General features: G+C 56.1%; 11 protein-coding genes and 1 riboswitch. Of the genes, 10 read left to right on the forward strand and 1 reads right to left on the reverse strand.

Annotated features, from left to right (window positions below):
• Positions 1-69: 69 nt before the first annotated feature.
• From ybgF to serA, 7 genes are all read left to right on the forward strand, one after another.
• Positions 70-1005, forward strand: coding sequence for a tol-pal system protein YbgF (gene ybgF, locus AC0J4F_RS08380; protein WP_473025947.1), 936 nt, complete (start codon positions 70-72; stop codon positions 1003-1005).
• Positions 977-2356, forward strand: coding sequence for a tRNA lysidine(34) synthetase TilS (gene tilS / locus AC0J4F_RS08385; protein WP_473025948.1), 1380 nt, complete (start codon positions 977-979; stop codon positions 2354-2356). The genes ybgF and tilS overlap by 29 nt, the downstream gene beginning before the upstream one ends.
• A 181-nt stretch (positions 2357-2537) precedes the next feature.
• Positions 2538-4454, forward strand: a complete 1917-nt coding sequence (gene ftsH, locus AC0J4F_RS08390; protein ID WP_133951456.1) for an ATP-dependent zinc metalloprotease FtsH — start codon at positions 2538-2540, stop codon at positions 4452-4454.
• Between the two features lie 172 nt (positions 4455-4626).
• The gene (glmM, locus tag AC0J4F_RS08395) at positions 4627-5970 is read left to right on the forward strand and encodes a phosphoglucosamine mutase (RefSeq protein WP_473025949.1); all 1344 of its coding nucleotides are present in this window, start codon (positions 4627-4629) and stop codon (positions 5968-5970) included.
• Between the two features lie 232 nt (positions 5971-6202).
• A complete protein-coding gene (locus AC0J4F_RS08400) occupies positions 6203-7018 on the forward strand; it encodes an outer membrane protein (protein ID WP_166672791.1) in 816 nt (271 codons plus the stop codon).
• A 156-nt stretch (positions 7019-7174) separates the two neighbouring features.
• Positions 7175-8353, forward strand: coding sequence for a phosphoserine transaminase (locus AC0J4F_RS08405; protein ID WP_473025950.1), 1179 nt, complete (start codon positions 7175-7177; stop codon positions 8351-8353).
• Between the two features lie 78 nt (positions 8354-8431).
• Complete coding sequence (serA, locus tag AC0J4F_RS08410; RefSeq protein ID WP_133951462.1) at positions 8432-10018, forward strand: phosphoglycerate dehydrogenase; 1587 nt, start codon at positions 8432-8434, stop codon at positions 10016-10018.
• A 39-nt stretch (positions 10019-10057) separates the two neighbouring features.
• On the opposite strand, the gene AC0J4F_RS08415 is transcribed toward serA, so the two are convergent.
• A complete protein-coding gene (locus tag AC0J4F_RS08415) occupies positions 10058-10963 on the reverse strand; it encodes a DMT family transporter (protein ID WP_133951464.1) in 906 nt (301 codons plus the stop codon).
• A 302-nt stretch (positions 10964-11265) separates the two neighbouring features.
• On the opposite strand from AC0J4F_RS08415, the gene AC0J4F_RS08420 reads away from it, so the two are divergent.
• The 3 genes from AC0J4F_RS08420 (at position 11266) to AC0J4F_RS08430 (ending at position 15632) form a co-directional block, all read left to right on the forward strand.
• The gene (locus AC0J4F_RS08420) at positions 11266-12558 is read left to right on the forward strand and encodes an adenylosuccinate synthase (RefSeq protein WP_133951466.1); all 1293 of its coding nucleotides are present in this window, start codon (positions 11266-11268) and stop codon (positions 12556-12558) included.
• Positions 12559-12797: 239 nt separating this feature from the next.
• Positions 12798-14540: a hypothetical protein gene (locus AC0J4F_RS08425; protein ID WP_473025951.1), complete on the forward strand. Its 1743-nt coding sequence runs from the start codon at positions 12798-12800 to the stop codon at positions 14538-14540.
• A gap of 78 nt (positions 14541-14618) precedes the next feature.
• A riboswitch (TPP riboswitch) is annotated at positions 14619-14725 on the forward strand.
• 154 nt (positions 14726-14879) lie between these two features.
• The gene (locus AC0J4F_RS08430) at positions 14880-15632 is read left to right on the forward strand and encodes an ABC transporter permease (RefSeq protein WP_422021096.1); all 753 of its coding nucleotides are present in this window, start codon (positions 14880-14882) and stop codon (positions 15630-15632) included.
• The last annotated feature ends 22 nt before the right edge of the window (positions 15633-15654 follow it).

Genomic DNA, 15654 nt, shown 5'->3' on the forward strand with positions numbered 1-15654 from the left:
CTGCCAATCAGATGGCTTTCCATTTATCGGTATTGGTATATGACAAGTGGCTGCACAGCGGAGGGACGAATGAAACAATTTTACAGGCTGGTATGCCCTGTATTGGCCGTAATGCTCATCTCAGTGGCAACGCCATCTCATGCGCAGCTTTTCGGAAAACGGAATGACGATTCCAGTGTCCGTATCGGTCAGTTGGAAGAACAAATTCGGGTCTTGACCGGTCAACTCGAGCAAATGGCGTTTCAAATGCGTGAATTGCAAGATCAAATGCGCCGGATGCAAGAAGACAACGAGTACCGTTTTCAGCAGCTTGAAGGCGGGACCCCCGGCAAACGGTCAGACGCTTCACCTGGGCTGGCGCCGGATGGTACACCTCAGTCTGGAAGCCTGGTCGCATCCGGCGGCGGATTTGCGACCCTTCCTGCTGATGGCTCTGGGGACGGTGATTGGTCCCAATCGGGCGGATATGAAGGCGGTACAGGTACTCCTTTGAATGGACCGATTGATTTATCGTCTCTGGCACAAGGTCAAGTCGTGCCACCCGGGGCAGCTTCAGACTCCACACCCAGCCCTGAGTTTTCGACAGACGATGACCAGATTGCCGGTATCATTGGAAGTGGTGACCCGCGGACGGACTACGACCGCGCGTATTCCATGGCAGTGAATGGAGATTATGCAGCGGCTGAGGCCGGATTTCGCACATTCCTGGAAAGTTATCCAGACAATCAGCTGGCGGCCAATGCGCAGTATTGGCTCGGCGAAAGCCTCCTGGCCCAGCAGAACTATCGCGAGGCTGCGGACGCGTTTTTGAAAACCTACCGGGATCATCCCGGCAATTCAAAAAGTCCGGACAGTTTGCTGAAACTCGGAGTTTCGTTGCGCGGGCTCGGCGAAACCGATGTTGCTTGTGCGACGTTTTCCGAACTCTTGAGCAAATTTCCAAATGCTGCGCCGGCGGTTTTGTCACAAGCGCGGGATGAACGCCAAAGTGCCCAGTGTTCGTAACCAGCCGGATCCCTATTCCGGGCTCACTGACCGGGAAATTGACCAACTATTTCATTCATTAAACAACTTTTCAAAGATTGCTCTTGCTGTCTCTGGCGGTGGAGACTCAGTTTGCCTGCTGATCGCCTTTTGTGAATGGCGATCGAGACGAGACTGGGAAGGAGCTTGCGAGGTGGTCGTTGTTGATCACAAGCTGCGCCCAGAAAGCGCTGAAGAAGCGTGCTTCGTTCGGGAATTGAGCGAACAACATGGTTTGCACTGCCATATTTTGAAATGGACGGATGACAAACCGGAAACTGGCGTCCAAGAGGCGGCGCGCGACGCGCGGTACCAACTGATCGCAAAACAGACAGCTGTGTCGGGTTTTGAAGCCGTTCTTCTCGCGCATCATCTAGATGACCAGGCTGAAACGTTTCTCGATCGTTTGACCCGTGGGAGCGGATTGAACGGGCTTGGCGCCATGGCATCAGATGAACCTGACGGACCCGCCGGTCTTCGTTTGCTACGCCCGTTTCTCGGTGTGCCCAAAGGCCGTCTTTTGGCGACCTTGGAAGACCGAGGTCAAAAATGGTGTGAAGATCCTTCAAATAAGAGTTTGAAGTACAAGCGCAGCCGGTTGCGGTCGATTTCGAGCAGTCTCGCCGAAGAGGGTTTGTCGCCGAGCCGGATTGCCACAACAGCACGGCAGCTAAGGCGTGCGCGCGAGGCTCTGGAAACGGTCCTAGCGGAGCTTTTTCGTCAGCATGTCGAGGAACATCCGGCGGGACCGGTCAAGACGTCGACGCAGATGTTTCGCGCTCAGTCAGAAGAATTCAGGCTGCGTTTGCTCATACTCATGATCGAGCGGGTGACTGGCCGGGTGTATCAGCCGAAGTTGCGGAAGATCGAAGCCCTCGATCACTGGATTTTGAACAACAAGGTGGGGCGCCAAACACTGGGTGGGGCCGTTGTGGAAATGAAACGGGATACTCTATTTGTTTGGAAAGAAATCGGCCGATCACCGCCTGTGGTTCTTGAGAACCTCAGCGGAGAGGGGAAATGGGACGCCCGCTATCTGTTCGATGTTCAAGCCGCCGAGGGGGCGCCGCCGAACGGTATGACAGTCAGCCTCGGCCCGCTGTTCAATGCGCCGGTCGACCGGCGGCAAATTTCCTGGCCAAATGGGTGGCCAAAGGAGGCGTTTGAAAGCGCGCCGGTGTTCTGGATCGGAAACGGGCCGGTGGGTGTTCGCTCTGCGGCATCTTTGATTTGGCATGATGCGCGGAGTGGAGGGTGCGAAATTTCACTTCAGCGGATCCCCGTTCCGGCAAAATTGGCCGGTAACTATAGGACCGATCTTGAGGGGTCTTAGGATTTCCGCGGTTTTCGCGGGCGCAAACATCTGTTAGGGGTGTCTCTTAAGAAAATAGTCAGTGTGCATGCGCAATATGGCGCACCACCTTGGCATAGGGCTATGGGCGACCTATCTTCGCTGAAAGAAATGTAACCGCGCGCATTCTAATAAAGTCGCGTCGGGCGGTTAAGGGATAGAAATGAACGCACATTTTCGCAACTTCGCGCTCTGGGTGATAATCGCCCTTCTGCTGATCGCTTTGTTCCAGCTGTTTCAGAGCCCAACACAGAACAGTGCAACGGACGAGATCGCTTTCTCCGAGTTCATGAATAAAGTCGATCGCGGCGACGTGCGATCGGTGACCATTCAGGAACAGAAGATCTCGGGCAGCTCGACGACGGGTCCGTTCCAGACGTACGCGCCCGAAGGTGCGCAATATGTCGAAGAACTCCGCACCAAAGGCGTGTTGATCAACGCGCGTCCGCCGGCCGAAAGTTCACCGCTCCTCGGCGCGCTGTTCTCTTGGCTTCCAATGCTGATCATTCTTGGCATCTGGATTTTCGTGATGCGGCAGATGCAAGGCTCCGGTGGCAAGGCCATGGGCTTTGGCAAGTCCAAGGCGAAACTGCTAACCGAAGCGCACGGCCGGGTCACATTCGAAGACGTTGCCGGCATCGACGAAGCCAAGGAAGATTTGCAGGAAATCGTCGAATTCTTGCGCGATCCGCAAAAATTCCAGAGGCTTGGCGGTCGGATCCCGCGCGGCGTGCTGCTGGTCGGCCCTCCAGGTACTGGTAAGACCCTAACCGCCCGAGCGGTTGCAGGTGAAGCAAACGTACCGTTCTTCACGATTTCCGGCTCTGACTTCGTCGAGATGTTTGTTGGCGTAGGTGCAAGCCGCGTCCGCGACATGTTCGAGCAGGCCAAGAAAAACGCACCCTGCATCATCTTTATCGATGAGATTGACGCCGTTGGCCGTCACCGCGGTGCAGGCCTTGGTGGTGGTAATGATGAGCGCGAGCAGACGCTCAATCAGCTTCTCGTAGAGATGGACGGCTTTGAGCCGAACGAGGGCATCATCATCATCGCGGCCACCAACCGTCCGGACGTTCTTGATCCTGCGCTTTTGCGCCCTGGTCGTTTCGACCGCCAGATTGTCGTTCCGAACCCAGACGTGACTGGCCGCGAAAAGATCCTCAAGGTTCACATGCGGAAAGTACCACTGGCTCCGGATGTCGATGTGCGCACACTGGCACGCGGCACACCGGGCTTCTCGGGTGCAGATCTCATGAACCTCGTAAACGAGGCTGCCCTACTTGCAGCACGCCGGTCCAAGCGCTTGGTCACGATGGCCGAGTTCGAGGACGCCAAGGACAAGGTCATGATGGGTGCAGAGCGCCGCACCTTGGTAATGACTGAGGAAGAGAAGAAGCTCACTGCCTACCATGAAGCTGGCCATGCTCTGGTTGCTCTTCATCAGGAAGCTTCTGATCCCATCCATAAGGCGACGATCATCCCGCGCGGCCGCGCGCTTGGTATGGTTATGCGGTTGCCGGAAAAAGATCAGGTGTCGTTGACACGTGCCAAGTGTAAGGCCGATCTCGCTGTTGCTATGGGTGGTCGTGTGGCTGAAGAAATGATCTTCGGATATGAGAAGGTGACTTCAGGTGCATCTGGCGATATCCAGATGGCGACCAAACTCGCCCGTGCGATGGCAACCCAATTCGGTATGTCGGACAAGCTTGGTCCGTTGCTCTACGGCGAAAACCAGGAAGAGGTTTTCCTCGGTCATTCCGTTGCGAAAAACCAGAGCGTTGCGGATGAGACCCAGAAGATAGTCGACGCTGAAATCAAATCCTTCGTTAATCAGGGATATGAGACAGCGAAGAAGATCCTTGGTGATCACGAGGACCAGTTGCACAGCATTGCGAAAGGTCTACTCGAATACGAGACGCTTTCAGGCGATGAGATCAAGGATCTTCTCGATGGCAAGCCGCCGGTGCGCGACACCGATGACGATCAGCCGATCGGTCGGTCGTCTGCGGTGCCGAAAGCGGGCGCAAAGCGCGGCGGCGATGAGCCGAGCGGCGGCATGGAGCCTCAGCCTCAGGCCTAAAACGCTCCTCTATTGAACAATTAAAGTGCCCGGTGTCTCACCGGGCATTTTTCATGTGTTTGGATAGATATCAATTGGCTGCCGGTGGTAACATTTGCTCATAAGATGTGACACACGGCGCCGGTAATCTCGGTTACAACGACAAAGATTCGAAAACGACAAGGTTTGGTTTATGCGCAAGTTCTTTGGCACCGACGGTATTCGCGGACAGGCGAATGCCTATCCTATGACCGCGGAAATGGCTCTTAAGATCGGCATGGCGGCGGGCCTGGTGTTTAAGAATGGCGGTCATCGCCATCGTGTTGTCATCGGAAAAGACACAAGACTGTCCGGTTACATGCTGGAAAACGCTCTGGTGGCAGGTTTTACGTCGGTCGGTATGGATGTTTTCCTGCTCGGGCCTCTTCCAACCCCTGCCGTTGCGATGCTGACCCGTTCTTTACGTACCGATCTTGGTGTCATGATCTCCGCGTCTCACAATCCCTTCCAGGACAATGGCATCAAGTTCTTTGGGCCTGACGGATTCAAGCTGAGTGACGATATCGAGAAGTCCATCGAAGAACTCGTCGAAAGTGATCTGACACCACATCTTGCAAGCGCTCAGGAGCTTGGACGGGCCAAACGAATTGACGGGGCTCAAGAGCGCTACATTGAAACGGCCAAGCGTACCTTGCCGCGTAAGATGAGCCTTGAAGGCCTGCGGGTCGTCGTCGATTGCGCCAATGGCGCCGCCTACAAAGTCGCACCGGATGCTCTTTTTGAGCTCGGTGCGGATGTAATCCGGATGGGCGTGTCTCCGGACGGGTTCAACATCAACAAGGACTGCGGGTCGACCTCCACAGATGCATTGTCCAAGAAGGTTCATGAAGTGCGCGCCGACATCGGCATCGCTCTTGATGGCGATGCGGACCGGGTGATCATCGTAGATGAAAACGGGGACGTAGTTGACGGTGACCAGTTGATGGCGGTGGTCGCCCAATCCTGGCAAGCCAATGGCCACTTGGCAGGCAATGGCATCGTTGCAACTGTTATGTCCAATCTTGGCCTGGAACGGTATTTGGGGGATCTGGGGCTCGGACTTGAGCGCACGAAGGTCGGCGACCGTTATGTGGTCGAACATATGCGCGCCAATGGCTTCAACGTGGGCGGGGAGCAGTCTGGCCATATTGTTCTGTCGGACTTCGCGACCACGGGTGACGGGCTGATCGCGGCACTACAGATTATGGCTTGCATCAAGCAGCAGGATAAACCCGTGTCAGAAGTTTGCCGCCGGTTTGAACCTGTTCCGCAAATCCTGAAAAACGTCCGTTACAAAGGCGGCGCGCCGCTCCAGCATTCCGAGGTAAAATCTGCGATTGAGGACGGTGAAGCCCGTCTGGGTACATCCGGCCGTCTCGTGATCAGGGCTTCTGGTACAGAACCTTTGATTCGGGTTATGGCTGAAGGCGATGACGCGGATTTGGTTAAACAAGTTGTGAACGATATTGCAGGGGTTGTTGCATCTTCCGCTGCGTAGCGCCTGCCCCCTCTGAGATTCACTTACGTTCTTAACAATAAAGCCAGCTGATTCAGCTGGCTTTTTTAATGTTTGGTAAAAAGCAAGGTGTAGAATTTACCATTCATTTACGTAAAAAAACTCGGTTAAAGAACACAGTTAAGTCAACCTTAATGAATACGCGTCATCTTTGGCCTCGAGATTGGTGTGTCGGCAATGAAATGCAGACGCTACATCGAAAGAGGACGAAGACATGGATAAATTTTTTAAACGTTTGTCTTTGACCGGCTTTGCTGTTGTGCTGTCCACTGCGGGTTTTGCAGCAGACTTGCCGACGCCGGTCATTGAACACGTTCCGGTCGCCCCTGCGGCCGTTGGCGGTTTCTACTTGCGCGGTGATATCGGCTACAAAGTCTACGGCGACCCCAGTGGAAGTTTCAGCGACTCCGCGATCGGTGGGCTGCGCTATGAGCGCGAAAGCCTCGACAACACCTGGATGATTGGCGCAGGTGTCGGTTATCAGTTCAACCGCTACTTCAGAAGTGATGTTACGGTCGATTATGAAGCCAAGGCAACTGCAACCGGCTACGCGCCGTGTGGTGGCTGTGCGGCTGCAGGCCAATTCTCAACCGAGAAGGCCGATATCGACGTCTGGACCGTCATGCTGAACGGTTATGTCGATCTTGCGACCTGGAACCGGATCACACCTTATGTCGGTGCCGGTATCGGTGCGTCATACGTGAGCGCCAGCAACAAAACGTCCCTCAACCCGGACGGTACGTTCTCCAGCTACGACGGCAGCAACGGCGATTGGAATTTTGCCTGGGCCTTGATGGCAGGTGCAGAATACGCTGTGACGCCGAATTGGAGCATTGATGCGGGTTACCGGTATAAGGACCTTGGCGAAGCAAAAACCGTGAAGCTTTATAACGTTGGTACGGGTGAGTCCCGTGAAGTGTGGGAAGACTTGACCGCTCACGAATTCCGCATTGGTGCGCGCTACACATTCAACGCACCTGCAGCGGCTCCGGCATATTATCCAGCCGGGCCGATCACGAGTAATTTCTGATCATTCAGCATACGTTGACGAAAGGGCTGGTCATCGACCAGCCCTTTTTGTCGTCTTTCTCGCAATTGAATTGACGTAAATGCCGTTCAGCTTTATCCCCATAGGTGGGCCACCCCTCCCCAACGAGGGGCTCCTATCTGTGAGGGTAGACTTGAAATGAGCATAGTAATCTCCAAGCCGGACGTGCGTCCGGCCAATCCTAATTTTTCTTCTGGTCCCTGTTCCAAGCGTCCCGGCTGGTCGCTGGAAGCGCTTTCCGATGCGCCGCTTGGACGGTCGCACCGCGCCAAGCCGGGCAAGGCCAAACTTGCGGAAGCCATTGAGCTGACACGCAAGGTGCTGAACGTGCCGGACGATTACCGCATTGGCATCGTTCCGGCTTCCGATACCGGCGCAGTTGAAATGGCCATGTGGTCGCTGCTCGGTGCCCGCGGCGTCGACATGCTTGCCTGGGAAAGCTTCGGATCTGGTTGGGTGACCGATGTGGTCAAACAGCTGAAGCTGGAAAATGTCCGCAAGATAGAAGCGCCTTATGGCGAGCTGCCGGACCTTTCGACGGTCGACTTTTCGAATGATGTCGTCTTCACCTGGAATGGGACCACATCCGGCGTCCGTGTGCCGGACGGAGACTGGATTCCAGCGAACCGTGAAGGTTTGACAATCTGCGATGCGACTTCGGCCGCATTCGCGCAGGAGCTGGACTTTGCCAAGCTCGATGTGGTGACGTTTTCCTGGCAAAAGGTGCTTGGCGGTGAAGCCGCACATGGCATGCTGATCCTCAGCCCGCGCGCTGTCGAACGCCTTGAAACCTATTCTCCGGCTTGGCCCTTGCCGAAGATTTTCCGCCTGACCAAAGGCGGGAAGCTGATTGAAGGGATTTTCCGCGGCGAGACGATCAATACCCCGTCTATGCTGTGCGTTGAAGACTATCTCGATGCTCTGAAATGGGCTGACGATCTCGGTGGTTTGGCCGGTCTTGTGGCGCGCGCTGACGGCAACCTTCAGGTTCTGGCTGACTGGGTTGATCAGACGTCTTGGGTCGATTTTCTGCCGAAGGATCCTGCCAACCGGTCCAACACGTCCGTCTGTCTGACCGTGGTTGATCCGGACATTCTGGCGCTGTCAGATGAGCAGCAAGCCACTTTCGCGAAGGGCATGGTTTCCCTGCTCGACAGTGAAGGCGTTGCCTATGACATCGGCGCTTACCGGGATGCACCATCCGGTCTTCGGATCTGGGCAGGGGCAACCGTTGAGACCAGCGATCTGAAAGCGCTGACGTCTTGGCTGGATTGGGCCTTCCAAACCGAAAAAGCGAAACACGCTCAGGCCGCCTGAGCCTGTTCTTTGAACAGCTAAGTCCAATGCCGGGCGGTACGCTGCCCGGTCAGGTATTGATGTCAAGGAGAGGCTCATATGGCCCCGAAAGTATTGATTTCTGACAAATTGTCTCCAGCTGCCGTGCAGATCTTCAAGGATCGCGGTGTGGAGGCGGATTTCCTGCCAGATGTTGGCAAGGACAAGGAAAAGCTGCGCGAGATCATCGGTCAATATGATGGCCTGGCGATCCGCTCTGCCACGAAGGTGACTGAAAAAATTATCGCAGCTGCGGACAACCTGAAGGTTGTCGGCCGCGCAGGGATTGGCGTCGACAATGTCGACATTCCCAAGGCCACGGCACGCGGCATCATCGTGATGAACACGCCGTTCGGCAATGCCATTACGACGGCCGAACACGCGATTTCCATGATGATGGCGGTGGCCCGTCAAATCCCGGCCGCTGATGCGTCGACCCAGGCCGGCAAGTGGGAAAAGTCCCGGTTCATGGGGCGTGAGATCACCGGCAAAACCTTGGGCCTGATCGGTTGTGGAAACATTGGATCGATCGTTGCCGAGCGGGGTATCGGTCTCAAGATGAAGGTAATCGCCTTTGACCCGTTCCTGACGCCGGAACGGGCGCTTGCGCTCGGCGTCGAGAAGGTGGAACTGGAAGGGCTTCTCTCCCGGTCTGACTTCATCACGTTGCACACACCGCTCACTGATAAGACGCGGAACATCATTGATGCGGCCGCGATCGCCCAAATGCGGGACGGGGCTTACCTCATCAACTGTGCCCGCGGTGGTCTTGCTGATGAACAGGCTGTCCGTGATGCACTTGATAGCGGGAAACTTGCGGGCGCCGCTTTCGACGTCTTTGTCGATGAACCGGCCAAGGAAAATGTGCTTTTCGGCGCGCCGAACTTCGTGTCGACACCGCATCTTGGAGCCTCAACGGAGGAAGCCCAAGAGAACGTTGCTCTGCAAGTTGCCGAGCAAATGTGCGACTACCTCTTGAGCGGTGCTGTCCGGAATGCGCTCAACATGCCGTCAATCACGGCGGAAGAAGCGCCGAAACTGGCGCCATTTGTCCGGTTGGCCGAGCAGTTGGGGTCTTTCGCTGGGCAGCTTACTGAAACCGGGATTGAGCGCGTTCGCCTGGAATATGCCGGTGCCGTCGCCGACATGAACGTTCAGGCGCTGACGTCGGCAGCACTCACTGGTTTGCTGACACCGCTTTTGCAGACCGTCAACATGGTCTCTGCACCCATCCTGGCGAAAGAAAGGGGCATGCAGATCGAAGAGGTCCGGCGGGACAAGCAAGGGGCGTATGAGACCTACATCCGCCTGACTGTGGAAACCGAGCGCCAAAGCCGCTCCGTTGCCGGGACGGTGTTCGCCGACGGCAAGCCTCGGATCATCCAGGTGAAGGGCATCAATATGGAAGCTGAGCTCGGCGAGCACATGCTTTACATCACCAACGAAGACAAACCGGGCTTTATCGGTCACCTTGGGATGGAATTGGGCAACAACGAGGTAAATATTGCGACTTTCAACCTTGGCCGGACAGCGCCGGGAGAGGAAGCGATATGTCTCGTTGAAGTGGATGCTCCGGTCTCAAAAGAGGTCATGGCCAGATTGGAGACGGTCTCCCATGTGAAGCAAGTCAAGCCGCTTCGCTTTTGACACCAATGGCGCCCGGATGAGATGTCATCCGGGCGCTTGCTATTTGGTTGGTGTGGATACTGGTTTGAAACTGGCGAAGAGCCGCCCATCAAGAACGACCAACCCACTTAACAAGAGTGCGAAGCCGGCCAGTTGGATTGCCGACAATTCTTCGCCCAACAATAACCATCCAAAAAACAAGGCGCTGGCGGGCACCAGAAGCGTGACCAGCGACGCGTTGGTCGCGCCAGCTTCGGCCAGAAGCCGGAAGTACATCAGGTAAGCGAGTGCAGTCGCGAAAATCCCGAGCGCGAGAACATTGAGCCAGGCAATGACGCTTGGATTCGCCACGCTCCATGAACCGGATGCGAACAGAGCGATCGGGGCCATGATCAGGGTTGATCCGGACAATTGACCGGTTGCCGAGATGAGGGGCGGGAGGCCTTTGAAGCGTTTTGCAAAGGTTGCTGCAAAGGCATAGGACAGCGCCGCTCCCAAACACGCCACCTGAGCCCATAAGGGGTCTGAGACTATGCCGGACAAACTGCCGGAAAGCATCGTTGCGACGCCGGCGACCCCGAGAACAATCCCGGCGATCTTGTGAATGCCGAGAGTTTCCTGGCGGAACAGGACTCCGGCGACCAAAACGGTGAAGACCGGTGTCGTTGCGTTGAGGATAGACGCAAGACCTGCCCCGATCACAGTCTGTCCTGCAAAGAGCAGCGAAAACGGAATAACGTTGTTCAATAGGCCCATTGCCAGAAACGAGCCCGCCATCTTGATAGGAAACTGCTTCAGGGTGCCTTGGGCCCAGAGCACAAGCCAAAGGGCGAGGCAGGCGGAGGCGACGCGGAAAAAAACTAACGTCAGCGGAGGGATCTCGGCAACCGCAACCTTGGCAAAGATAAACGATCCGCCCCAAATCGCGCCGAGACAAATCAGCAAGATCCAATGCTGCAATTTCATGTGGGAGCTCCAACCAGGTGAATGTCTCCCGGGTACCATGTGTTTTCGGTTCCCGACACCCGAAAACCGAGCGAATGTTGGACTTTCAGGCTTGTCTTGCACAGCGATAAAACGAACAAGAACCGGAATTGGGGAGAGTTTGTTCGGTAGCTTGCGCAATTCTTCAATTAAATGACTGGGAAGACTCGCGCGGCAAACCAATCCTGTCTATAGTCCGCGCCGTTTGCCCCGGGGCCTTGTCCGGGGCTTGTTGTGTTGGCGTCAAGGACGTCACGAACCTGCTTTAGGAGAGCAAAAGCTAGATGGCGAATGTGGTTGTTGTCGGTTCGCAATGGGGTGACGAAGGCAAAGGCAAGATTGTCGACTGGTTGTCGGAACAAGCCGATGTCATTGTAAGGTTCCAGGGCGGACACAACGCTGGACATACACTCGTTATTGACGGTGTGAGCTACAAGCTCTCCTTGCTGCCATCCGGTGTGGCTCGGCCGGGCAAGTTGTCTGTGATCGGCAATGGTGTTGTGCTGGATCCACACGCGTTGGCCGAAGAGGTCAAACGGCTCGGCGAGCAAGGCGTTGTTGTTACGCCTGAAAGCCTGCGGGTGGCTGAGAACGCAACCTTGATCCTGTCTTTGCACCGGGAACTGGACGCTCTTCGTGAAAACTCCAACACCGGCACCAAGATCGGCACAACAAAACGCGGTATCGGTCCGGCATACGAAGATAAGGTCGGCCGCCGTGCGATCCGTCTGATGGATCTGAAAAACCTTACAACGCTTCCGGCGAAAATCGACCGGCTCTTGACCCACCACAACGCTTTGCGCCGGGGGCTTGGGCAGGACGAAATCTCAGCGGATGTCATTTTCGAAGAGCTGTCCAGCGTTGCAGATCAGGTTCTGCCTTACATGGACAAGGTTTGGTATTTGCTCGACGAACAACGCCGCCAGGGCAAACGGATTCTGTTCGAAGGGGCACAAGGCGCTCTTCTCGACATCGACCACGGTACATACCCGTTCGTGACATCGTCCAACACAGTGGCCGGGCAGGCTGCAACTGGCTGCGGCCTTGGACCTGGGTCGGTCGACTATGTTCTCGGTATTACAAAGGCGTACACTACGCGTGTGGGCGAGGGGCCTTTCCCGACCGAGCAGGAAAACGAGGTTGGTGAGTTTCTAGGGACCCGTGGTCATGAGTTCGGCACTGTGACCGGCCGCCGCCGCCGTTGTGGCTGGTTTGATGCGGTTCTTGTGCGTCAGACCGTTTGTACGTCCGGTATCAATGGGATCGCGCTGACCAAGCTTGATGTTCTGGATGGTCTTGAGGAAATCAAGATCTGCGTTGGCTACGAACTCGACGGCGAGCGCATCGACTATCTTCCAGCGTCACAAGGCGCCCAGGAACGGGTCAAGCCGATCTATGAGAGCATGCCGGGTTGGAAAGAATCCACTGAAGGTGCGCGGACTTGGGCTGAGCTTCCGGCGCAAGCGATCAAATACGTACGGCATGTTGAAGAGCTGATTGGTGCACCGGTCGCGATCTTGTCGACCAGTCCGGAACGCGATGACACAATTCTTGTGCAGAATCCTTTCCAAGACTGAGCGAATTGACGTAAACAAGACAATATAAAAGATGCTTAGAGTGCGTTGCGAATCGCTACGCACTCGGCAGCTTTTGAAGTCCGGGGTCTCCGGCATCAGAAGCAAGATGGAGCGACAATTGTGCGCGTCTCGCGCGATCTGATAGGCGAAAATCTCTTCGAAAGCTTGGTATAAGTCACGAAGAAGTCGCGAATCTGATCCAGGAGACGCAGGAGTGCAGTTGGCCGGTAGGCAGGAAGATGGCTGATTACTATTCGATATTAAAGAAAACAATCGCGTCCTTGCCCGAAAGCAACGGTGCAGCGCGGCGCAGCGTTTACAGCCGTGCGCGCAATGCCATCGTGAATCAGCTCAAGGCCTATGAGCCGCCACTGTCGCCATCGGAAATCACAGCAGAACAACTTCGTCTGGAAGAGGCAATCCGGAAGGTCGAGGCGGAAGCTGCCAGAGAAAGCCTGGGATTGCAGCCATCTGCACCGCCGGCGCCTGCCACCCCAGCTGCACCGCCGGTTCGCGAGCCGGAGCCGGCACCGTCTGTCCCTGCGGCCACAACGACCTCTCCAGTTGAGACCCCGGCGGCGCCTGCACCGCAGGTGACATCTCCGGAGCCGTCTGCCTATCCAGTCGAAGAGCCCGCAAGTGCTCCTTCGTCCGATGCTTCATATGACAGCCCGCCACAAGCCGCGCCTCTATCAGGAACGACTGGTTCAAGTCTGGCTGAGCCCGAAGGTCCAGTATCCTCACCTGAGACACCTCCGGCCTATGACCCTGTTTCACTCGAACCGGCTCCGGTCTCGGATGATCAAGTCTCTCAAACAGAACCGCTCTTTGAAGATGAGGTGGTTCAGCCGCAGACCGGAACAGCAGGCTTAACAGACGCCCCAGTATCGTCCCGCGCCAGCCGTTCAAGATCGTCTGCTTCAGCGGCGCTTCGCGGTTCGGACGAAAAAAGCCGGACAGTGCCGATTGCAGCTGCTGCTGTGGTTGCCGTTCTGGTTCTTGGAGCCGCTGCCTATTTCTTCTTGTCCGGGCCGTCTGATGAGGCTGTGACCGACGCCGCACCGGCTGTTTCACAAGAGCCGGAAACAACGGCTGTTACCGAACCAGCGGCACCCGTCGAAGACACCGTGGCCGCATCCTCGGAAGATGCAGACGAGGCGAGCAAGAACACTGATCGTCTTTTGAATGAGACCGATGCAAATGTGGTTGCACCTGACGCGCGCGCAGTGACAACGACGACCATCAACCCGCAAGAAACAGCACCGGGAACTGTTGCTCAGCCGTCGATCGTGACGAATGTGGAAAGTACCCCATCTGCCGATGTCGATACGCCAGCGACGGATAGCGCCGAAGTAAGTCAGGGCGTTCAACCGGACAGTCTTGCTGCAGTGAGCCCAGAGCAATCCGAACCGGCACCGGCAGCCCAGGTGCCGGCTTCCGGAGCGCAACGTTCCATCCTTTATGAGGAAGGGGCAGATGCCAGCTCTACCGGTACTGCGGCACAAGGAGCCGTCATCTGGACACTTGGCGAAGAGACCGATCTTGGCGGTGAAGCGCAGTCTGTCCTCTCCGCTGCCGTCGAAATTCCGGAGCGGGATATCAAAGTCGATATCCGTATCAAGCCCAACGATGATACGTCCCTGCCGGCAAGCCATCTTGTTGAGATCAAATATGAACTTCCAGAAGGGTTTTCCGGCGGCGATATCGTCAATGTTCCCGGCTTGGTCATGAAGCCGACCGAGGAAGCGCGCGGCGATGCCTTGATCGGGGCATCCGTGAAGGTCTCTCCCGGCTTTTTCTGGATTGCGTTGTCCAGCTTGCCCAATGAGCAACAACGCAATTTGGCACTTTTGCGTGAGCGTGGCTGGATCGACATCCCGATGCTTTATGAGAATGGCAAACGCGGCATTCTCACGCTCGAGAAGGGCCCGATCGGCGAAGATGCCGTTGAAAAAGCAGTCACCGCCTGGCAAGCCGGGTAAGCAGATTCAGCATCTTGCGTTTTTAGCGGGTGCTCCGCGGTTTCTCTTGCAATTTGTAAATTGGCGGGGCATTGTCCCGCTTGGTCCGAGGGGTGTTCCGGTTTCCGGAACTGAGATGGCATCGCGCCGAACCCTTAGAACCTGATCCGGGTCATGCCGGCGAAGGGACGGAAACCTTAGCCTCTTCCCGGATCTCCAGTGTCATTTTCGGCTTTGCTGAAGACAGGAGATCCTTATGTCTGCTTATGCGCTAAAGCGCGGGGCACACGCTGTACAACAGCTTTCAGCCCTTTATAGAAACACAAAACCATACGCCATCCCGGTAGGGAGCGGCGATATATGATGGTTTTGGTTTTCCTGCTGAAACGCTGTGCCGGCGTTGCGGTCGCCGTTTTCATTTGGGCGGCCTTGGTCCGTTTCTTTGAAATCCCGCCGTATATGCTGCCTGGCCCTGAGCGCGTTTTTGTTGCGTTTCAGAACCAAGGCCTGTTTCTCCTGCACCATGCAAGCATCACCTTTTCCGAGACACTTCTCGGCTTCGTCTTTGGGGTCGCTGCTGGGTGCCTTTTGGCGATCCTGATTTGGGTGTTTCCCGTGGCCAAACGGGCGATTATGCCGACGATCCTCGTCACCCAGGCCTTGCCCGTTTTTGCGATCGCGCCGATCCTCGTTTTGTGGCTCGGATTTGGCCTAGCCTCCAAAATTGTCATGGCGGTTTTGGTGATCTTCTTTGCCGTGACCTCCACGTTCTATGATGGGCTGCGCCGCCTTGATCCCGGGCTTTCGGACCTCAGCCGCCTTTATCGTGTATCCCGCCTCAAGGAACTTTGGGTGTTCCGGCTGCCGTCTGCCATGCCTGCCTTGGCGTCCGGCTTGAGGATCGCGGCTGTTTTCGCGCCAATCGGTGCGATTGTTGGGGAGTGGGTCGGCGCGAAGGGCGGGCTCGCTTTCATCATGCTTCAAAGCAACGCACGGATGCAGACGGACGTGATGTTTGCCGCGCTGATCCTGCTCGCTCTCATGGTTCTGTCATTGCGGTTCGCCGTAGACCATTTCACCCGGTTTCTTGTTCCTTGGCAGGTTGAAGACTGATCTGCTTTTCCTTGGAGGATTG

It is taken from the genome of Roseibium sp. R5 (assembly GCF_055755305.1).

What these genes read in the sequence shown, in the direction of transcription:
- ybgF (WP_473025947.1), top strand. Translation starts at nt 70, where the DNA reads ATGAAACAATTTTACAGGCTGGTATGCCCTGTATTGGCCGTAATGCTC.
- tilS (WP_473025948.1), top strand. Translation starts at nt 977, where the DNA reads ATGAACGCCAAAGTGCCCAGTGTTCGTAACCAGCCGGATCCCTATTCC.
- ftsH (WP_133951456.1), top strand. Translation starts at nt 2,538, where the DNA reads ATGAACGCACATTTTCGCAACTTCGCGCTCTGGGTGATAATCGCCCTT.
- glmM (WP_473025949.1), top strand. Translation starts at nt 4,627, where the DNA reads ATGCGCAAGTTCTTTGGCACCGACGGTATTCGCGGACAGGCGAATGCC.
- AC0J4F_RS08400 (WP_166672791.1), top strand. Translation starts at nt 6,203, where the DNA reads ATGGATAAATTTTTTAAACGTTTGTCTTTGACCGGCTTTGCTGTTGTG.
- AC0J4F_RS08405 (WP_473025950.1), top strand. Translation starts at nt 7,175, where the DNA reads ATGAGCATAGTAATCTCCAAGCCGGACGTGCGTCCGGCCAATCCTAAT.
- serA (WP_133951462.1), top strand. Translation starts at nt 8,432, where the DNA reads ATGGCCCCGAAAGTATTGATTTCTGACAAATTGTCTCCAGCTGCCGTG.
- AC0J4F_RS08415 (WP_133951464.1), bottom strand. Translation starts at nt 10,963, where the DNA reads ATGAAATTGCAGCATTGGATCTTGCTGATTTGTCTCGGCGCGATTTGG.
- AC0J4F_RS08420 (WP_133951466.1), top strand. Translation starts at nt 11,266, where the DNA reads ATGGCGAATGTGGTTGTTGTCGGTTCGCAATGGGGTGACGAAGGCAAA.
- AC0J4F_RS08425 (WP_473025951.1), top strand. Translation starts at nt 12,798, where the DNA reads ATGGCTGATTACTATTCGATATTAAAGAAAACAATCGCGTCCTTGCCC.
- AC0J4F_RS08430 (WP_422021096.1), top strand. Translation starts at nt 14,880, where the DNA reads ATGATGGTTTTGGTTTTCCTGCTGAAACGCTGTGCCGGCGTTGCGGTC.